Here is a 19,760-nt window from a genome sequence, read left to right on the forward strand (position 1 = left end):
GGCCGCAGCGGCCTCCCGATGCGCTGCCGGAGGTATCGGTGGCGGTCCATGGCGCCAGTGCACAAGCATCTGTTCCGCCAGCGTCATTGTTTGGCCTCTCCGCGCAAATCCGCTTGCGTCACCACCGCAAATCACATAAACATATCTTTATGTGTTGATGGGGATCGCAATGGCTGCTCTCGGAGAACTGGGACTGGATGCGCTGGTGGACGTGCTGAAGGCGGCGGGTGAGCCGACCCGCATGCGTCTCGTCGCCCTTCTCGCCGCCGGCGATCTCACCGTCACCGATCTTACCGAAATTCTCGGCCAATCGCAGCCACGCATTTCCAGGCACCTGAAGCTGCTGGCGGAGGTCGAGCTGATCGACCGCTACCAGGAAGGCGCCTGGGCCTATTTCCGCCTCAGGCAGGACGGTGCCCGGGTCGGACTCGTGCGCGCGATGCTGGCGTCAGCGTCTGCCGACGATGCGGTGCTTGCGCGCGACGCAGCAAGGCTCACTACCTTGAAGAAGGCGCGGTCGGAGAAGGCCCAGGCCTATTTCAGCCGCAATGCGGCCGGCTGGGACGAGCTTCGCCGACTGCATGTCAGCGAACGCGACGTCGAGGCGAAGCTGCGCGAGATGGTCGGCGACGAGCCGGTCGAAAGCCTGCTCGATCTCGGCACCGGCACGGGTCGCATCCTGCAGCTCTTCGAAGGGCTTTATCGCCGCGGCATCGGCGTCGACGCCAGCCGCGACATGCTCGCGGTCGCGCGCTCCAACCTCGATCGCGCCGGCATCACCAAGGCCTCGATCCGCCATGGCGACATCTTCAACCTGCCGCTTGACGGCCAGGCCTTCGACCTCGTCACCATCCATCAGGTGCTGCATTTCCTCGACGAGCCGGAAGCGGCGATCGCGGAGGCCGCGCGCATGCTGATGCCGGGCGGGCGGCTGGTCATCATCGACTTCGCACCGCACGGGCTTGAGCATCTGCGTGACGAACACGCCCATGCCCGCCTCGGCTTCTCGCATCAGGCGATGGCCGACTGGCTGGCGAAGGCAGGCCTCGTGCTCGAAAAGACCACGGATCTTTCGCCTGAGGGGGCGGACGATGGAAAACTGACGGTAACGATCTGGCTCGCGCGTGATCGGCGGGCCGTGAACGAGAATGAAACGCCGCGGCCGCGTGTCCAGGCGGGGGGAGTTTGATTATGACGGCACAGACGCTTTACCCGGCCGAACGCGGCAATCTCCGGCTCTCCTTCGAATATTTCCCGCCCAAGACCGACGAGATGGAAGCACAGCTCTTCCAGACGGCGGAAGACCTCTCGGTTTTCGGCCCGGCCTTCATCACCGTCACCTATGGCGCCGGTGGCTCGACCAAGGCGCGATCGTTGACGACGGTCAGGCGGTTGATCGCGGAAAGCGGCTTTGCAGACACCGCCGCGCACCTGACCTGCGTCGGCGCGCCGAAGGCGGAGGTCGATGCGGTCATCGACGAATATCTCAGCTTCGGCGTCCGCCACTTCGTGGCGCTGCGCGGCGACCCGCAGGGCGGCATCGGCAGCACCTATCAGCCGCATCCCGAGGGCTATGCGAGCAGCACCGACCTCGTGCAGGCGATCCGCGCGCGCGGCGACGATATCGAGATCTCGGTTTCGTCCTACCCGGAAATGCACCCGGAGAGCCCCGACGTTGCGGCCGATATCGACATGCTGAAGCGCAAGGTCGACGCCGGCGCAACCCGCGCGCTGACCCAGTTCTTCTTCGACAACAACGATTTCGAGCGTTACCTCGAACGGGTGCGCCGCGCCGGCGTCAATATCCCGATCGTGCCGGGCATCCTGCCGATCAACAATCTGGCGCAGGTGCAGAAGTTCGCCGGCCTTTGCGGCGCCAGCGTACCGGAGGCGATCGTCACCCGGCTGGCGCATCTCGAAGATCGACCGGAGGAGCGCTTCAAGGAGGCGACCCACATCGCTGCCGAGCAGATCGTCGATCTCGCCCGGCGCGGAGTGCGCGATTTCCATATCTATACGATGAACCGTTCGCCGCTGGTGACCGCCGTTCTGGATCTCGTCGGTTTCGAGCGGGTCGAGGCGGAGGCGGCGGGCGCGATCGCTCCGGCGCCGCGGATGGTGGCGGCGGGCGCCGCCGCCTGACCTTCGCTCGCACCTCTGCAACGCGCGGGCTCGCTCTGCCAAAGCGAACTGCGGATGGCGGCGATAGCGCTGCGCGTTCTGTCGGGCCTTAGAGGTCGCAGTGGCGTTTTTTAGCTACGTGCCTGTCGGGGTAGATCGGCTGCGGTCGCAGCAGACATGCCGACCGCCGCAGCATTCGCCAAAAAGGAAAGCGCCCGAAGATCAATCTTCAGGCGCTTTCTCGTTTGTCGCAGCGTCTAGACCCTGTGCTCTCTTGGCGGTCTAACTGGCTTGGTGCTGCAAAATGGTTTCCCGGAAATTTAAGTCCCTATTCGGTTTGGACTCTCAGCGGCCGCACTTCAAATGAAGAGCATCGTGGCCACGAATACGAACGCTGCACTGATCATGAGGACATTCAGCGAATGTGTAAGGCCCATGGATGACCCTCCCTGCGTTGACGCGTTAAAACATAGGGCGAAATCACGACACGTTAAAGGGAAACTTGTGCTGCAGTGCGAAATGCGTGAGTTCGCGCTGCCTTATTCACAGGTCTATAGTTCTGATTTTATTTAAGTTTCCAGGCCGCCACATTTTTTTCACAATCGCTTCGGGAAGGTTAATATAAACGTCTGTAACCGTGCGTGAGTGGCCCGGAAAGGGACGCAAATCGGTCATCGATTCCTTGCAAAACCGTGTCTTTTCCACGCGTGCAAAGCGCCCTGCCGGACCCGGATCGCGGCATGTTCTCGTTCCTTGATCGGCCGGAATCGAAGGGGACCTGCCGTTGTCAGGCGGGCCGCTTGCGCCGCAGGATCCGTCCGTCGAGCACCGCCAGGCCAAGGGCGATCAGCACCATGCCGGCGAAATCGGCCGCCTGCAGCGTCTCGCCGAGAAAGAGGTAGCCGAGCAGGATCGCGCTTGGCGGCACCAGCAGGGTGACCAGCGAGGCGTTGGTGGCGCCGGCCTCGCGCATGATGCGGAAATAGAGAATGTAGGCGTAGGCGGTGGAGACGAGTGCCAGGCCGAGGATCGACAGGATCACCTCCATCGGCGGCATCGGCAGGAGCCAGGGCGTGTCGATCAAGGCAGCCCCGGGCAGCGCAATCAGCGTCGAAGCCGTCAGTTGCCCAGCGGCCGTCACCGCTGGCGCCAGATCGCGGAAGCGCTTGCCGTAGGTGGCGGCAAAGCCATAGCTGATGGCGGCAAGCACCGGCAGGACGAGCGCCCAGAGCGGTATGGTACTTGACGTGCCGAAGAGGCCTGCGACCGCGCTTGGCCCGATCAGGACGACGGTGCCGGCAAGCCCGAGCAGGCAGCCGGCGATCTTGGCGGAACTCAGCTTCTCGTCCTCGGTCGCCATATTGGCGATGATCACCGTCCACACAGGTGTCGTGGCGTTGAGGATCGCGGCCAGCCCGGCGCCGACCTCGGTCTGGCCGAGAAAGATGAAGGCATGCGGGATGACGTTGTTGATCAGCCCCATCAGCGCGAATTCACGCCAGCGACGGGCAAGAACCTCATACATGCCGAAGCGGCCGCGGATATAGATGTGCAGCGCCAGCGCCGCTAGCCCCAAGCGCAGGAATACCAGCGTGAACGGCGGCACATGCGCGACGGCGACGCGGGCGAAGAAGAACGACCCGCCCCAGATCAGACCGAGCAGGGCCAGAAGCGCCCAGGTGCTGACGTTCATCTGGTGGCCATCGACGGTGGTTCGCGCATTCATGGGGATGCCTGTCCGTGCTGATTGGATGCTTGCGGTCAGTTTCTTCCCGGCGGCGCGCGGACGGCATGGCGCAAGGGCCGCGTCTGCCGCTCCCGGATCGGTTGTGCTCTGACAGCAGAGTCATAACCCGGCATGCGCACTGGGGCCACCCGGTTCTTGCGGCGATCGTGCTGGCGGTGGGACGCATGACAGGGGGCGAACCGGCTCGCCGTCGGTAGCGATGATCCGATCGGCCGATGCGGCATGAAAAAACCCCGGAGATCGATCCGATCTCCGGGGTCGTCATCTTGAAACGGCCGCTCCCACTCAGAGCGCGTTCAGGAGGTCCAGCGTCGCCCAGCCGTCGGCCGGGCGGCCAAGGCGAAGCTGTTCCTTCTGCAGTGCAGCGCGGGTGCCGGAGCCGAGAATGCCGTCGATCTTGCCGACATCGTGGCCGAGCGTCTGCAGCTTCGTCTGCAGCGCCTTCATGCCGGTATCGTCGAGGCCCGGTTCCGGATTGCCGCCCTCATAGGTGGGCGCGCCACCGAGACGGGTCGCGAAATAGGCGGCCGAGGTCGTGTAGATGAACGACTGGTTCCACTCGAGATAGACGTTGAAGTTCGGATAGGTGAGGAAGGCGACGCCCTTGCGGCCCTGCGGCAGCACCAGCGAGGCTTCGAGATTGCTATTGGCAGTGTTGCCGTCGCGCGGCTTGACGCCGAGCGCAAACCAGTCGGCCGCCTTCATGCCCGGCTGCAGGCCGGTCTTTTCCCAGGGCAGTTCGGCGGGAACGCTGACTTCCTGGATCCAGGGCTGGCCGGCCTTGAAGCCGAGGCTCTGGATGAACTTGCCGGCCGTCAGGATCGCGTCGGGCGAGCTCTTCTTCAGATTGACGTGGCCGTCGCCGTCGCCATCGACGCCGTAGGCGATGATGTCTTCCGGCAGCATCTGCACCTGGCCGATCTCGCCGGCCCAGGCGCCGGTCGTCGTTGCCGGGTCGAGGTCGCCATGCTGAACCATCTCGATCGCTGCGATCAGCTGCGGGCGGAACATCTCCGGACGACGGCAGTCATGCGACAGGGTCACCAGCGCATCGCGCGTGTTGAAGTCGCCCTGCACGGCGCCGAAGTCGGTCTCCATCGCCCAGAAGGCGGTGATGACGGGCGCCGGAACGCCGAATTCCTTCTCGGCGCGGGCAAAGACGTCGGCATATTCCTTCATCTTCTGCTGGCCGATATCGAGGCGCGATTTGCTGACAGTGCGCTTGGAGAACTCGGTGAAGGTCTGCTTGAAGACGCCCTGGGTACGGTCGCGGCTGAGCACCTTCTCGTTGATGGCAGCACCCGCAAGTGCGCGGTCGGCAACGTCGGCCGGAACGCCCTTGGCGACCGCCTCTGCTTTCACGCCCTGCAGGAAGGCGCCGAGGTCGCCGCCGCAGGCGACAGCCGGGGCTTCTGCCTTGGTGCTGGTCGGTGCTGCGGCCTGGGCGGACGCGGCGGAGGCGATCAGCCCCAGAAATGCGACGGAGGTGAGGGCGCGCCTGGTGGTGCTGTTCATCATAAATTCCTTTCTTTGCCGTGGGGCGCGACGCACCACCACGGGCAGCCAATTGCTGGATGCGAAATCTGCCGTTGCTCTTTCAGAGCATTATGACCGAAAGAAGAAAATGGTTTTTTCTGCCGTGTCTATCGGCAGCAATGTCAGTTGTGCTTCGGCTGCGAGACCGCCGCGACCCAGTTCTTCCAGTTTTTCGCCGAGCCGGCGAAGACATTGATGTCGGTGGCGCCGTCGATGCCGGGAATGACCCCGGTGCTGGTATATTGCCAGAACGCCCAGCGGCGCTCGACATAGATCTCACCCGGATGCTTGGCGACCGAGCGCACCCAGAAGTGATGTTCCTTGAACTGGTCGACGAGATTGTCGCGGTGGAAGTCGACCGAGGTGTAGATGATCGGCCGCTTGCCGTAATGGGCTTCGAGCCGGTCCATGAAGCGCTTCATCTCGACGCGCACTTCGTCGGGCGTCGGGCGATGGCGGCAGGTCTTCGATTCGCCGTTCCATTCGACGTCGAGAACCGGCGGCAGGTAGACGGCGCTCTTCGGCACGTTGGCGATGAACCAGTCGGCCTGGGCGTCGGCGGTCGAGCAGAAGTAATAGAAGTGATAGGGCGCATAAGGGATGCCGGCGGCCCGTGCCTTCTGCCAGTATTCGGGAAAGCGGGTATCGACCCGATCCTTGCCTTCCGTCGCCTTGATGAAGGCGAAGGAGACGCCCGACTTCTTCACCTTCATCCAGTCGATATCGCCATTCCATTTCGAAACGTCGATGCCGTGGATGTTGTGGTGCTGCGGGGTCCGGTCGCCGAAGTTCTGCGGGTCCGTATCGTGGAAGCGCGGCGGGATCGATGCCGTCTGCATCAGGTCATAGTCGGTCGACGAGCAGCCGGAAAGAAGGGTGGCAAGCGGCAAGAGAGCCAGGAGAAGCCGGCGCATGATTTTCCTGTCTAGAGACGATCGATGATCCTGCCTCACACGATGGCTTCCTGTCGGTGATTTCCCCAGTGAGGCGTGAACCCCATTTTCACCATATCATCGTAAAAATTGGGTTAGCTCAAGCGGGAATTGCGGGCCACGCCCCAGTGCGAAAGCGCCGAAACCAGGCGCTTTCGGCGCTCGCTGGACTGGCTGATCCCATGTGGGATGCAAAACTTGCGCGAATGGCTTGCCGTCTTAAGCGGCGATCGCCACGGCCGGGCGGTGATAGACGGCGAGCCAGGCATAGCCGCGGCCGATGGCGCGCCGCTCGAGATCGGCGCCGTTTTCCCTGGCCTTTTCGCGCAGCACATCGAACAGGCGCTCACGCGGCGTCACGTGGAAGCGGTTGAGCCACCCGTGCAGCGCCCGGCGGAAGCTCGTCGGCAGGCGCTCCTGCTGACCGAAGTCGGCAATGTGCAGCGAGCCGCCCGGATTGAGTGCCGCAATCGCCGCATCGATCGCCTTCTGCCAATCGGGGATCATCGACAGCGAGTAGGAGATGACGATGTGGTCGAAGCCCTGCTCGCCGAAGGTCGCCGGGTCGAAATCGGTAGCATCGGCGACGTGAAGCGTGGCGCGCTTCTTGCCGCCGCGGTTGAGCTTCGCATCGGCCGACGTCAGCATTTCCTGGGATATGTCGAGCCCGAACAGGCGCGCCGACGGAAAGCAGCGCCCGATCAGCGCCAGATTGCGACCGGTGCCGCAACCGACCTCGAGCACCGAGGCGCCAGAGGCCGGGTTCATGTCGCGGATCAGCGTGTCGCGGCCGAACAGATAGTACTTCCGCGTCAGATCGTAGAAGTGCCGCTGATAGCGGTACATATGGTCCATGCGCCGCGCGTGGGAGATCCCGGCCTGTTGCACGTCTCAGCCCTTCTTGCGGTAGATGTGGAAGCCGCCATAGATGGCGGAGCGATCGTCGGCGCCGAGCTTCAACGAGGTCTCGGCATCGTAATGCCACTGATCGAGCAGCGCCGGGGAGACACGGCCCGGCAGGATGCTGTCTTCGGCGGCGGTCCGGAAGATCACGACTGCGCCTTCATCTGCCGTGCGGGTGATTTCCGTCCAGAGGTCGTTCAGCTGCTGGTCGGTCATCCAGTCCTGCGCGTCGAGCAGGATGTAGCGATCGACGGAGCCCGCGGACTTGCCGGCCAGAAGCTCGGTGAAGCTTGCGTGGTGCACCTCGACGCGCTCGGCATTGTTGCGGATCGCCTCATAGGCCCGGGCATCGAGATAGGGCGGCAGGTCGCCTTCATGCGGCAGCGGGTAACGCCGGCCGAAGGCCTGCCAGGCGAAGTAGTTTTCGCGCAGCGGGAAATGACAGGTGAGCTTTTCGAGGCGATGGCGCAGCACGGCGGCGAGCGATTTTTCTGCGCTCAGGCTTGCAAGCTCGTCGAACTGCTGCGGCGGGATGCCGAGACCGAAGAGCGAGCTCTTGCGTCCGGTGATCCAGCGGATCACGGGACGATCGAAGAGAGGCGCCAGGCGCTCGTCGAAGAACTGCCGCTGCTCGCGCATGGAGCGCGCCTGAACGAAGTCTTCCGGGTTGACACCGTGCAGGCGGGCAAGCAGGTGGCTTGCAGCGATGAAGCGGCCGAGCAGACCGGTGCGGTAGATGTTGCGGTTAAAGACGCCGATGCGCCGGCGGCCGGTCATGTCGCGGCCGTTCCAGTAGCTGCGCGTGGCCGTATCAAGCTTCGGCGCGAGGAAGAGATCGAAGGCCTGGACGTTGGTGGCCGTCCCTTGCGTCGCCAGGAAGCGGGCGACGTCCTTGTGGCTCGGCAGATGGCGGAAAGCGGCGAGCTTCAGGCGGTTGAGCGCAATGTGATGCGGGTTGAGGTCGACGACATCAATTTTCTGCGGGCCGGCCGACAGATAGGTCAGCATGTTGCAGCCGCCGGAGCCGATGGTGACGATCCGGCTTTCCGGGGTCAGTTGCATCGCCTCCATGTCGACGATCGGATCTTCCCAGATCTGCGGATAGACGAGGCCCGAAAAGAGCAGGCCGAACAGACGTTCCGAGAAGCCTGCGAGGGAGAGGGTCTTATGCTGGAGCAGGGCGTTTTTCAGCTTCGGGTTTTTTCTGCCAAAGCCAACGTCGGAAGCGATTTCATTCATCTCAGACGGTCATCCAGTTGAAACTTAGCCGCTTCTAAATTGACTCGGCTACACTTTGATGACGGGCTTTCCCACAGGGCCGGGACGGCCTCCGGATCGCAAAACTACAATTTTTCACCCATAAGAATTCATTAAACCCTGACGTGCTAGCACCGCCTTACATACGGGGGGCGTCGACATGATGTTAAGTACGTTTCTGCCGAAGCCCGAGCAGCGATTTGCGGCTGCCGGCGCGGCATTGGGGGCTCTGGTTTCGGCGGCGTGGCTTGCCGGTGGAACCGCTCTTCCCGGCCAGATGGCGCCGCATTGGGACGTTCCCGCGGTGCTGGCGGCCGGCGCCATGCCCTTTGTCCTCGGCGGCTCCTTCTATCGCTGGCGCTACTCGCGCCGGCTCGAGCTGGAGTTGCGCGCAGCGCGGCGCGCCGAGCGCCGCCTGCGCAACGAGGTCCACCGCGACAAGCTGACGGGGCTCGCAAACCGCGCAGCGCTCGAGGCCGATATCAGCCAGGCGCTTTGCGCGGAAGGTGCCGCATTTGCCCGCAATGCATTGCTTCTTCTCGACCTCGACCGTTTCAAGGTGATCAACGATACGCTGGGGCACGACGCCGGCGACCGGTTGCTGGCTCTGTTCGGCGCCCGTCTCAGGCGTGCCTTTGCCGGCGAGGCGACCGTCTACCGGCTGGGCGGCGACGAGTTCGTGGTTGCGGCGGCGCGTGCGCCGTCTCAGGCCGATGCCGAAATGCTCGCAACGCGGGTGGAGAAGCTCTTCGAAGCGCCGTTCGATCTTGGCGAAACGCGCATCGCTTCCGGCTGCAGCATCGGCATCGCCTTCATCGAGCGGTCGGACAAGTCGACATCCGACGTCTTGAAGCGGGCGGATCTCGCGCTCTACGAGGCCAAGGCGGTCAGCGGCAACAGCCATGCCTTCCATTCGGAAACCCTGAGCCATGCCGTGCGGCAGCGGGCGGAAGCCGAGCGCGATCTTACGCGCGGTTTCGCGGAGGAAGAGTTCTTTCTCGTGTTCCTGCCGATCCTCGGCATCGAAAGCGGTTCCATCAGCGGATTCCAGGCGCTGCTGCGCTGGCGGCACCCGCAGCTCGGCGTCATCGGCGCGGAAATGTTCGAGCCGCCGGAGCAGAGCGCGATCACGCTGTCGCTTGGCGCCTGGGCGCTTCAGACGGCCTGCCGGCAGGCGGCGGGCTGGTCCGCGTCGAAGGGGCTGACGGTCGCTCCCTTCGTCTCGCAACTGCGCGACCGCGACTTCGTCGCGCAGGTGGAGCGGTGCCTATCTGACGCCGGTCTTTCGCCAGAACGCCTGACGATCGAGGTCGCCGAGGGCGTCTCGACCGACGATCTTGCCCTTGTCACGGAAAACCTGCGCGGGCTGCGCGCACTTGGCGTTCGCGTCGCCCTTGGCGGCGGTTCTGCCTCGTCGCTGCCCTTGAGCCAGATCTCCGACGTACGGCCCGACCAGGTGACCGTCGATCTCGCCGCCGTGCGGGCTGCGCACGGAAGCGAGCGCAGCGTGGCGCTGCTTGCCTGCCTGATCAAGACCGGACAGGTGCTGCGGCTTTCGATCGCCGTCAGCGGCGTCGAAAAGGAAAGCGAGGCGGATTGCGCCCGGGCCTGCGGTGCTGTCGAGATCCGGGGCCCCTGGGTTTCGCCTGTTATGGCTGACGTGTCGGTGCTCGTCGGCGATGGCGAAACGGGAGAGACTTACCGCTCCGCCCGGGCCTGAGGGAGCCTTGCGTCACTGCCGCGGAAGCATTGCACTTTTTCGCCCCTACGCGCGCCCTTCTAAAATGAAAAGTTGAGCTGGCCGGGGCTTTCCCTTCCGGCAAAATGCTGGTTCTCTTTGCGCCTGAGGCCGGAGGACCGCATGGGACGCTTTTTGAAGATATCGGGTGCCGTGCTGGCGCTGGTCGTTGCTGCCCTGTTCGGCTGGCTTGCGCTGGCGCCGCCGGAACTGCTGAAGGTCGGCGACGGCTATGCGGCGAAAATCGTCTGCTCCAACGTGTTCATCGCCGGCCGCGACGCCGAGGCGGTGCTCGCGGACGACGTGCAGGCGCCGGGGCATCCCTTGCTCAAGCTCGTGCGCGTCGGCGTCGACAGCGAGAAGCAGACGGTGACGGCGCGCATCCTCGGATTTGCCGCGCCCGGTTATGCGGCCTATCGTCCGGGCGCCGGCTGCGCCAGCCTGCCGGACGGCGATGCCGCCGGCCTTTTACCGATCGAGACAAAAACCGCCGCGGCCGCGCCCTTGCCGGATGCGGCCTGGCCCGAAGGCGAGGGGGCTGCGATCGATCCGGCCCTGCAGAAGCTTGTCGAGGATGCGGACCTCGCCGGGCCCGGCATGCGGGCGATCGCCGTGATCCGCGACGGCCGGCTGGTGGCGGAAACCTACGGCCAGGGTTTCGATCGTTCGACGCCGCTGCTCGGCTGGTCGATGACGAAGTCGGTAACGGCGGCGCTGATCGGCCTTCGGATCGCCGAAGGGCGGATGGAGGTTTCGCGCGCCGACCTCTTGCCGGAATGGGCCGGGGACGAGCGGGCGGCGATCACGCTTGCCGACCTGATGGGGATGCAGAGCGGGCTCGCATTTAACGAGAATTATGGCGACGTCACCGACGTGACGCGCATGCTCTATCTGGAAAAGGACATGGCGGGTTTTGCAGCCACCCGGACGCTTGGTGCAAGTCCCGGCAAGAACTTCAGCTATTCGAGCGGCACCAGCACGCTCCTGTCGCGGATCTGGATGCGCACGTTCGACGATCCAGCGGCAGCGCTTGCCTTTCCCTATGACGCGCTGTTTGCGCCGCTTGGCATGACGAGCGCCGTTCTGGAGACGGACGAGAGCGGTACCTTCGTCGGCTCGTCCTATATGTATGCGACGACGCAGGACTGGGCGCGTTTCGCCCAGTTCCTGCTGCAGGACGGTGTCTGGAAGGGAAGGGCGATGCTGCCGAAGGACTACGTCGCCTTCATGCGCACGCCGACCAAGGCATCGGGCGGAAGATACGGCCAGGGCCAGGTGTGGCTCGAGGAAAACGGCATGCGGGCAGGAACGGGCAGTTTCCCGGCGGATGCCTTCTGGATGCTCGGCCATGACGGCCAGGCGATCATGCTCGTGCCTTCGCTGAAGCTTGCGGTCGTGCGGCTGGGGCTGACGCCTTCGCGGCTCGGCTATGACGTGCAGAAGCTCAACGCCAAAATAATAGAGGCGCTCGATTGAGCGCCCCGTGAGGAAATTCCAGAGCCGGTGAGAAGCGGTTTCGCTTCGGGCAAGCCGGGTGGCCGGCTTATTTCATGCCGAGCTCTTCGAGCAGGCCCTTGCGCTTGGCGTGATAGTAATAGCCGCTCGCATAGAGCTTGACCGCGCCGTCGTGCTGGTTGTCGGCCACCATCCACGCGCCGTGCAGGTACTTCGTCGCATATTTGAGGTTGGTTTCGGCGTCGAACAGGCCCTCCGCCGGACCGTCATAGCCGAGACCCTTGGCGGTGTTGTAGCGGATCTGCATCAGGCCGTAATTGCCCTTGCTGTAGGCGCGCGGGTTGTAGTTGCTCTCGCGCTTGACGACGCGGTGCACCAGTTCCACCGGAATGCCGTTGAGATCGGCATAATACTTGATCATCTTGTCGAGGTCGGGACGCGAGCTCGTCGGCGTCTTGGTGAACTTCATCGAATCCGGAATGACGTTGGCGACGGCCGCGACCGTCGAGCCGATGACGCCGGTCTTCGGGCGCTCGGTCGGCACGATCATGCGATTGGCGACCAGCGTTTCGAGGCCGACGGGCTCGCCGGTGTCGAAGTCCGATTCCATCGCGGCTGCGACAGCGAGGGTCGAGACCGGCAGGTCCTGGACGCGGGCCGTTTTGGTCGCCGCCGGCGAGTTGGCAGCGGATGCCACCTGAGTTGTGTCAGCGGGCGAGGGGGCTTCAGCTGCGGCAATCGCAGCGCTGGCGCCGGTCTGCGTCGTCGGGGCAACCATGGCAAGGGCCATGGTGTCGCCGGGCTTGGCCGCGGGAACCGCGACCAGTGCGGGGGCGGCTGCGGCGCCCTGTGCCAGATCGGTCGCGACCGGATAGGTTGTAGCCATGCCGGCCGTCGTTGCGGCCGTCTGTGCCGAAAGTGCGGCACTCGTCGCGGTGGCCACACCATCCGGTGTCGGCAGCGCGTAGGCTGTCATCTCGGTGCCGGGCTTTGCGAGGGGCGTGACCGTCTGCACGGCCGTAAGGTCTGCGAGCGACGTGTGCTCTACCGTTGAGCATCCCGAGACGATGGTCGCCGACAGTATAGCTGCCATGCCAAACGTCTGTTTGGAAAGGGAAATACGGTAATTCGCCATTCTGTCACTTTCGTGCTTCCGGGCCCCGTAGCCCCTACAAATCAGCGGTTGCCAGCCGCCAAGCGTGAATCTCCATTAACCTATGCGACTGGCGGCGGCAAGCACGGGGGCGAATTTCAGGCCGAGGCACGCTTCATCGTCGCCGTCAGAAGCCCTGCGCCAACCAGCATGGAGCCGCCGGCGCGGTTGACGATCCGCCGCACATTCGGCTTGGAAATCGTGCTGCGGGCGGCGGTCGCAAGTGCTGCATAGAGGCTGGCATTGAGGATTGCGAGCGTCAGGAAGGTGAGCTCGAAAATCGCCATCTGGGCAAAGAGCGGCTGCCTGAGATCGAGAAATTGCGGCAGGAAGGCGACGAAGAAGACGATGCTCTTCGGGTTCAAGGCCGTGACCGCATAGGTATGGAAGAAGATGCGCAGCGGACGCTCGCCGGAGGCCGCCTCCACCGCATCGCCGCCCGCTGCCACCGGCGCGCGCCAGAGCTTGATGCCGAGCCAGACGAGATAGGCAGCGCCCACCCATTTGAGAACCGTGAAGATCGCGGCGGAGGTCGCAAGCAGCGCGCCGAGGCCGAGCATGGACGCGGTCATGGCGGTGAAATCGCCGAGCGCCACGCCGGCAACCGTCGCGCCCGCGGTCTTGCGGCCATGGCCGAGCGCATAGGAAATGACGAGGAGAATGGTGGGGCCGGGGATGGCGAGCAGCACGGCCGAGGCTGCGGCAAAGGCAAACCAATGTTCAAAGGACACGAAAAGGCTCCGCGCTAAGGTGACTATCGGCAATCAATTTGCCGAGGGAGCCACCGAAACGCGGAGCCGTCAATCGTCGATCATGCACTTTTTGCGGGCAGCGCTGACGGCCCGCTGAAACCTGCTGTGGTCAGCGCGGACTTCAGTGCTTCTGAGCCTTCCACTTCTGGCCGATGACGTCCATGACTTCGCCGAACCACTTGGTCGAGGTGTCGAACTGCTTGCCGCCCTTGATGCGCGGGAACTCGATCGTGCGCAGCTTGCCGGCCTGGTCCTCGTCGTGGCCCGTCACGCCCGAGACCTTGTTGAGCGCGCTTTCGACGGCGAGGTCGACCATGCTCTGAATGAGGCGCAGGTCGTCGCCATTGGCCGGGGCCGAGCGGGCGTAGTAGCCGGACTTCTGCACCATCGAGCGCTCGGCGCCGAGAAGGGCTGCGAACTGCTTGGAGAACCAGTTGCCGACATTGATGGTGTCGATCTTCACGTGGCCGAAGGCATCGCGCTTGACGGTCTCGCCGGCGGCTTCCCGTTCGGCGACGATCGCGTCGAGGCAGGCACCTTCACTGACGAACAGCGTGACGAAGCCGGTGCGGTCCATGACCTGGCGCAGGCGATCGGCTTCGCCCTGCAGGTCGAACTTCATCTCCGGCAGGTAAAGGCCGTCGATGTTCTTCATCTGCCGGTTCATCATGAAGCCGTCGACGAATTCCTTGTCGTCGGTCATCTGGATATAGGAGCGGGCGGTGGCCGCAGTCAGCCAGCCGCAGTGGCGGCCCATGACTTCATGCACGACGAGCGTGCGGGGTGCCGCACTCTGTTCGTTGCTGACATTGTCGAAGAAGCGGGCGCCGTATTCGGCGGCCGTCCAGGCGCCGAGCGTCTGGCGGATCGGCACCACGTCATTGTCGACAGTCTTCGGCAGGCCGACCACGGTCAGGTCGTAGCCATTGGCGCCGAGATAGGCGGCAAGGTCGGCCGCCGTCGTGTTGGTGTCGTCGCCGCCGATGGTGTGGAGGATCGAGATGCCGTCCTTGGCAAGGCGCTCGGCCGCCACGCGAAGCGGGTTCTCGCCTTCCTTGACGAGGCCGCGCTTGACGCAGTCGGCGGCGTTGGTGAGCTTGACGCGGCTGTTGCCGATCGGCGAGCCGCCATGGCGGTGCAGGATATGGGCCTTTTCGCGCATGTCGCGGGTGATTTCGATGCGGTCTCCGAGGAGCACGCCCTGGTAGCCCGAGCGATAGGCAACCAGCTCATATTCGGGTGCTATGTCCGTGTAGCGCTCGATCAGTCCTCCAACAGCCGATGACAGACAGGGTGCGAGCCCGCCGGCCGTCAGCATTGCGACTTTTTTCTTGGCCATGTTTCCTCCTCGGGACTTTGGCATGCGATGGGTGGGCCTCCATAACCCAAATCAGATGGAAATTAAATGACGGGTCTGTTTGACGACGGTGTAAAAATGCCGCCGCCGGATCGGTGAAGGAACCTCGGGGCAGCGGCAAACGCCTTTGAGATTGCGCCCGGCTGTCGAACCGCCACCGGCGTTCGCCGCCCGCTGTTGCGTCGTATTGGATGCCACTGGCCCGTGGCCTCCTGTGCCAGTGCCCGCCCCGCCACCGGCGTTCGCCGCCAGCTGCGTGTCAGCATTTCTTCCTCCAAGGCGCTCGTCGCGCCTTTCATGAATCGCTTCGCTGCATTTTGATGTGAAGCGGAACAAAGCGGCAAAATTTCCGTCAGGACGACCGCAAGCCACCCGCGAAAGGCCGGGATCGGCGCTTCAACGCGTCAGTTTCAGTCGCCGCCACCGGATGCGACCGGGCGCCGGCCCGCCCTCCGGGCCGGGAGCATCGCCCTTTCGGGTGAGGTGCTGTTCCCAAGGGAACAGCATTCCGCCCGTTGGCTGTCGCAAGTTTCAAATCGATGGATTGACAATAGTGAGGTGCCATCACAAATTCGGCATCCTCGTGGTTTGAGCCGTGCCACCGCTTGCAATTTGCCACCACATTAGTCCATGCTATAAGCTGGAGAGACAGGGATTCTCGCATGTCGTTTTGGGACAGCCTCCTCAGAATCGTTACCGCCACCGGCAATGCACTGGCCGGCGTGGTCGAGGCTGTGCGCACTCTGTTTGAGGGCGACCCGGAGACACGGCGCAAGGTTGCCTTCTCCGTGGCGATGATCGCACTTTCGGCCAAGATGGCCAAGGCAGACGGCATCGTCAGCGAGGCCGAGGTCGCCGCCTTTCGCGATATCTTCCAGTTTCCGCCCGACCAGGCGCCGAATGTCGCACGTCTCTATAACCTCGCGCGCCAGGACGTCGCCGGCTACGAGGCCTATGCCGAGAAGATGGCGTCGCTGTGTTCATCCTGCGAGCACAACTGCCCGATCCTCGAGGATATCGTCGACGGCCTGTTCCACATCGCCAAGTCCGACGGGGCCGTGCATGAGCGGGAACTCGCCTTCCTGATGCGGGTCGCCGACATCTTCGGCATGGACGAGGCGCATTTCGAACGGATCATGGCCCGTCATGTGCATGGCGACGGTCGCGACCCCTATCAGGTGCTCGGCGTTTCGCGTAAGGATGATTTCTCCGACATCCGCAGGCGCTACCGTGTGCTGGTTTCCGAAAACCATCCCGACATGCTGGTCGCGCGCGGCGTACCGCAAGAATTCCACGCGATCGCCAATGATCGCATGGCGGCACTGAACGCCGCCTATGAGGCGATCGAGAAAGAACGCCGAGCTGCATGACTTCGAAGTACTGCGACTATCCGGGGGCCCGCTTCATGCCGTCGCCCAATTTCGGCGACCGCGTCGGTGAGCGCGCCCCGGATATGATCGTGCTGCACTATACCGGCATGCCGACGGGCGCTTCGGCGCTCGAATGGCTGTGCCGGGAAGAGAGCCAGGTTTCCAGCCATTATTTCGTGCACGAGGACGGACGCGTCGACCAGCTGGTGCCGGAGGCGCGCCGCGCCTGGCATGCGGGCAAGAGCTTCTGGAAGGGCGAAACCGACATCAATTCCTGCTCGATCGGCATCGAGATTGCCAATCCGGGCCACCCCGGCGGACTACCGGATTTTCCGGCAAAGCAGATCGAAGCGGTCGTCGAATTGTGTCGGGACTGTGGCCAGCGCTGGTCGATCGCCCCTGAACGGGTGCTTGCGCACAGCGATATCGCTCCCATTCGCAAGGTCGACCCGGGAGAAAAATTTCCCTGGCACGTGCTTCACCGCGAAGGGGTCGGACACTGGGTGGAGCCGGCTTCGATCGGCGGCGGGCGCTTCTTTCAGCGCGGCGACCGCGGCCAGCCGGTCGAGGCCATCCAGTCGATGTTGTCGCTCTATGGTTACGGCCTTGATGTGACTGGTGATTTCTGCGAAAAAACCGAGGGCGCGGTCGCCGCGTTCCAAAGGCATTTCCGGCAACAGAGGGTGGACGGCATCGCCGACATCTCAACCCTCGATACGCTGCACCGCCTGCTTTCCGGACTGCCGCAGTTCATCGCCTGAGGCGGAAGATTATTTCGCCTCTATCCGGGTTCCCGGGACGTTCTTTGCGCATTTTTTTAGCTTTGCCACATGTTTACCATGATGCGCCGTTCATTTCCCGATCATTGGAACTGCAGGAGCATCGGGGCGCAAGGCTCACTTCCTGTGAATGAAACGATCGGGAAGTGATGCTCGAAGCGGGGTGCGCTTCGCTCCATTCCCCAGACCGGAGAATTCAAACTACATGAGAATTTCGTCTGTTGCTGCGGCGGCGGCATGCCTTGGCATGTTCTTCGCCGGGATGGGTACGTCGTATGCGGGGAACGTCGACAAGACCATCAAGACCTCATCCATCCCGACCGTCACCCGGACCACAGGCTTTCCGAAACCGGAACTCCCGCAGAACGTCAAGTACACAGCGCTCATCAAGAGCTACGCCAAGCAGTACGGCGTTCCGGTCGATCTGGCGCACGCGGTCGTCAAGGTCGAGAGCAACTTCAATGCCAAGGCACGCGGCAGCGCCGGCGAAATCGGCCTGATGCAGATCAAGCCCGCAACGGCGCGCATGATGGGTTATTCCGGTTCCTCCAAGGGTCTCTACGATCCGGAAACCAACATCAAGTTCGGCATGATGTATCTCGCCAAGGCGCACGATCTGTCCGGCGGTACCACCTGCGGCACCATCCTCAAATACAATGCCGGCCATGGCGCCAAGCGCATGAACCCGGTTTCCAAGCGCTACTGCGGCAAGGTCCAGGACATCATCGACTGAGCGGTCTGATGTCTGGCGCAGGCGAGGCTTCGCCCGCGCCGCAAAAGCTTCGTCCGCCTGCGGCCCTTGTGGCCGGGGCGGGTGCTCGAGTCGGACAGGTCTCGCGTTCCGGCACTTGCAGGAAAACGGCGCATCCGGCGCGCCGCGGTTGATTTCTTCTGCCGTCACGGTGTCATGTCGGCTTCGGCGTGCTATCTCCGCTGAGCAATTCGGACGGGAGAGGGGCATGTCGGAAAGCTTCGATTTCATTGTCGTCGGCAAGGGCATGATGGGGGCTGCCGCCGCCCGCCACCTGGCCTTGTCAGGCGCGAGCGTCGCGCTTGTCGGTCCGGATGAGCCGACCGACCGGGCCAGCCATTCCGGCGTCTTTTCCAGCCACTACGACAATGCCCGCATCACCCGCACAATCGACGGCGATCCCGTCTGGGCGCGGCTCGCCCGGCGCTCGATAGAACGCTACGGCGAGATCGAGCGCGAAAGCGGCATCCCGTTCTATCACGAGGTCGGTTGCCTGATGGCGGGACCGGCGCCGGGCTCGAGCTACGACTATATCGAGCGGGTGGAAAAAGCGTGCGATGCGCTCGGCGTCGAGGCGCCGCTCTTCGACGGCGAGGCGCTGTCGCGGCGTTTTCCCTGGTTCCGCTTTCCCGAGGGAACTGCAGGCGTGCATGAGCGTTTCGGGGCCGGCTACGTCAATCCGCGCGCGCTCGTTGCGGCGCAGGTGATTTGCGCCGAAAGGGCAGGCGCCAGGATCGTGCGCGAGGAGGTCCGCTCCATCTCGAAGGTTGCAGGCGGCGTGGTCGTCACCACGCTCAACGGCGATCGACTGGCAGCGCCGCGGGTTGTCGTCGCCGCCGGTGGTTTTTCGCTGTCCGATACGCTGCTGCCGCGGCCGATCGATTTGACCGTGAAGGCGCGTACGGTGTTTTTCGCCGAAGTCGCGGAAGGCGATCTGCGCGGTTTCGAGGGCATGCCCTCGCTGATCGGGGCGGCGCCGGAGCAGGAGAAGAGCTATTACCTCCTGCCGCCCGTCGCCTATGCGGACGGCAAGACCTACATCAAGATCGGCGGCGATCCGACGGACAGGGTCCTCGACGACGAACCGGCGATACGGCACTGGTTCCGTGGGCCGGGCGGCGCCGCCGCAGCCGAGCATCTGCGCGGGCTGCTTGCCGAAGTGATGCCCGACTTCCAGCCCGTCTCCACCCACTATTCACCCTGCGTCACCGCGTTTACCCGGCACGGGCTGCCCTATATCGGCTTTGCCGAGGGCGACCGCATCGCCATTGTCACCGGCGGCAACGGCCAGGCGGCCAAGAGCTCCGACGAGATCGGCCGGCTCGGTGCCGTGCTGGTGCTCAATGGCCGGATCGACGAACCTGAATACGACGCGGATTTCTCCGTCGCCTTTCGCTAGGCGAGAGCGCCATCCATTCCACTTCGGTCGATCTGCTCTGTTGGCGGCCGAAAACGCGCTGCGGTTTTTTCTGGCGCGCGGCGGGGGCTTGGGTTAAGGAGCGCCTGCCAGTTGGCCGGGCAGCCGCGCTCCGCAAGTGCCGAAAGGCCGCGGGGGGAGGAAAGTCCGGGCTCCACGGAAGTACGGTGCCGGATAACGTCCGGCGAGGGTGACCTCAGGGAAAGTGCCACAGAAAGCAAACCGCTCCGCTTGCGGAGTAAGGGTGAAAGGGTGGGGTAAGAGCCCACCGCGGACATGGCGACATGGACGGCACGGCAAACCCCACCGGGAGCAAGACCGAATAGGGATGACGCGGGCGCGCAAGCGCCCAGCCTGTTTCCGGGCCAGTCATCCGGGTGGGTTGCAAGAGGCTGCGTGCAAGCGCAGTCCCAGATGAATGGCTGCCACGTTCCGTTGCCCTCGGGTGACGGGGCCATACAGAACCCGGCTTACAGGCCAACTGGCGATTTT

The 19,760-nt window shown here is 63.9% G+C and carries 16 protein-coding genes and 1 other RNA gene; 9 read left to right on the forward strand and 8 right to left on the reverse strand.

The features are described from left to right. Window positions 1–169: 169 nt before the first annotated feature. Both XB14_RS04435 and metF read left to right on the forward strand, forming a co-directional pair. Window positions 170–1,189: an ArsR/SmtB family transcription factor gene (locus XB14_RS04435; RefSeq protein WP_077960465.1), complete on the forward strand. Its 1,020-nt coding sequence runs from the start codon at window positions 170–172 to the stop codon at window positions 1,187–1,189. A 2-nt stretch (window positions 1,190–1,191) separates the two neighbouring features. Next, on the forward strand, window positions 1,192–2,142 hold the full coding sequence (metF, locus tag XB14_RS04440) for a methylenetetrahydrofolate reductase [NAD(P)H] (protein ID WP_077960466.1): 951 nt from the start codon (window positions 1,192–1,194) through the stop codon (window positions 2,140–2,142). 766 nt (window positions 2,143–2,908) lie between these two features. Here the strand turns inward: metF and XB14_RS04445 are convergent. The 5 genes from XB14_RS04445 to XB14_RS04465 all read right to left on the reverse strand — a co-directional run bounded on the left by XB14_RS04445 (window position 2,909) and on the right by XB14_RS04465 (window position 8,478). After that, window positions 2,909–3,847: a DMT family transporter gene (locus tag XB14_RS04445; RefSeq protein WP_077960467.1), complete on the reverse strand. Its 939-nt coding sequence runs from the start codon at window positions 3,845–3,847 to the stop codon at window positions 2,909–2,911. Between the two features lie 306 nt (window positions 3,848–4,153). Beyond that, window positions 4,154–5,383 carry a lytic murein transglycosylase gene (locus tag XB14_RS04450; RefSeq protein ID WP_077961875.1) on the reverse strand — a complete coding sequence of 410 codons (1,230 nt, stop codon included), beginning with the start codon at window positions 5,381–5,383 and terminating at the stop codon, window positions 4,154–4,156. A gap of 143 nt (window positions 5,384–5,526) precedes the next feature. Next, complete coding sequence (locus XB14_RS04455) at window positions 5,527–6,318, reverse strand: GH25 family lysozyme (RefSeq protein WP_077960468.1); 792 nt, start codon at window positions 6,316–6,318, stop codon at window positions 5,527–5,529. A 237-nt stretch (window positions 6,319–6,555) separates the two neighbouring features. Beyond that, window positions 6,556–7,191 carry a class I SAM-dependent methyltransferase gene (locus tag XB14_RS04460; protein ID WP_077960469.1) on the reverse strand — a complete coding sequence of 212 codons (636 nt, stop codon included), beginning with the start codon at window positions 7,189–7,191 and terminating at the stop codon, window positions 6,556–6,558. 36 nt (window positions 7,192–7,227) lie between these two features. Beyond that, window positions 7,228–8,478: a DUF3419 family protein gene (locus tag XB14_RS04465; RefSeq protein WP_077960470.1), complete on the reverse strand. Its 1,251-nt coding sequence runs from the start codon at window positions 8,476–8,478 to the stop codon at window positions 7,228–7,230. 178 nt (window positions 8,479–8,656) lie between these two features. Between XB14_RS04465 and XB14_RS04470 the strand changes: the two genes are divergently transcribed. Further along, window positions 8,657–10,216: a putative bifunctional diguanylate cyclase/phosphodiesterase gene (locus XB14_RS04470; RefSeq protein ID WP_077960471.1), complete on the forward strand. Its 1,560-nt coding sequence runs from the start codon at window positions 8,657–8,659 to the stop codon at window positions 10,214–10,216. Between the two features lie 141 nt (window positions 10,217–10,357). Then, entirely contained in the window at window positions 10,358–11,710 is a 1,353-nt protein-coding gene (locus XB14_RS04475; RefSeq protein ID WP_077960472.1) for a serine hydrolase domain-containing protein, read from the forward strand. A gap of 67 nt (window positions 11,711–11,777) precedes the next feature. Here XB14_RS04475 and XB14_RS04480 read toward each other — a convergent pair whose 3' ends face one another. The 3 genes from XB14_RS04480 to XB14_RS04490 form a co-directional block, all read right to left on the reverse strand. After that, window positions 11,778–12,824 (reverse strand): lytic transglycosylase domain-containing protein, encoded by a 1,047-nt coding sequence (locus tag XB14_RS04480; RefSeq protein WP_077960473.1) that lies wholly within the window; start codon window positions 12,822–12,824, stop codon window positions 11,778–11,780. A 116-nt stretch (window positions 12,825–12,940) separates the two neighbouring features. Beyond that, entirely contained in the window at window positions 12,941–13,573 is a 633-nt protein-coding gene (locus XB14_RS04485; protein ID WP_077960474.1) for a LysE family translocator, read from the reverse strand. Between the two features lie 142 nt (window positions 13,574–13,715). Further along, on the reverse strand, window positions 13,716–14,933 hold the full coding sequence (locus XB14_RS04490; RefSeq protein ID WP_077960475.1) for a pyrophosphate--fructose-6-phosphate 1-phosphotransferase: 1,218 nt from the start codon (window positions 14,931–14,933) through the stop codon (window positions 13,716–13,718). Window positions 14,934–15,613: 680 nt separating this feature from the next. Here XB14_RS04490 and XB14_RS04495 point away from each other — a divergent pair. The 5 genes from XB14_RS04495 to rnpB all read left to right on the forward strand — a co-directional run bounded on the left by XB14_RS04495 (window position 15,614) and on the right by rnpB (window position 19,757). Then, the gene (locus tag XB14_RS04495) at window positions 15,614–16,321 is read left to right on the forward strand and encodes a J domain-containing protein (RefSeq protein WP_077960476.1); all 708 of its coding nucleotides are present in this window, start codon (window positions 15,614–15,616) and stop codon (window positions 16,319–16,321) included. Beyond that, the gene (locus XB14_RS04500) at window positions 16,318–17,082 is read left to right on the forward strand and encodes an N-acetylmuramoyl-L-alanine amidase (protein ID WP_077960477.1); all 765 of its coding nucleotides are present in this window, start codon (window positions 16,318–16,320) and stop codon (window positions 17,080–17,082) included. Before XB14_RS04495 ends, XB14_RS04500 begins: the two co-directional genes overlap by 4 nt. Window positions 17,083–17,305: 223 nt before the next feature. Further along, the gene (locus XB14_RS04505; protein WP_077960478.1) at window positions 17,306–17,833 is read left to right on the forward strand and encodes a lytic transglycosylase domain-containing protein; all 528 of its coding nucleotides are present in this window, start codon (window positions 17,306–17,308) and stop codon (window positions 17,831–17,833) included. A gap of 226 nt (window positions 17,834–18,059) precedes the next feature. Continuing rightward, the gene (locus XB14_RS04510) at window positions 18,060–19,250 is read left to right on the forward strand and encodes an NAD(P)/FAD-dependent oxidoreductase (protein WP_077960479.1); all 1,191 of its coding nucleotides are present in this window, start codon (window positions 18,060–18,062) and stop codon (window positions 19,248–19,250) included. A 107-nt stretch (window positions 19,251–19,357) separates the two neighbouring features. After that, an RNA gene (rnpB, locus tag XB14_RS04515) (RNase P RNA component class A) lies at window positions 19,358–19,757 on the forward strand. Window positions 19,758–19,760 lie beyond the last annotated feature (3 nt).

The sequence above is a fragment of the Ensifer adhaerens genome (genome assembly GCF_002007205.1).
Taxonomy (GTDB): Bacteria; Pseudomonadota; Alphaproteobacteria; order Rhizobiales; family Rhizobiaceae; genus Ensifer; species Ensifer adhaerens_D.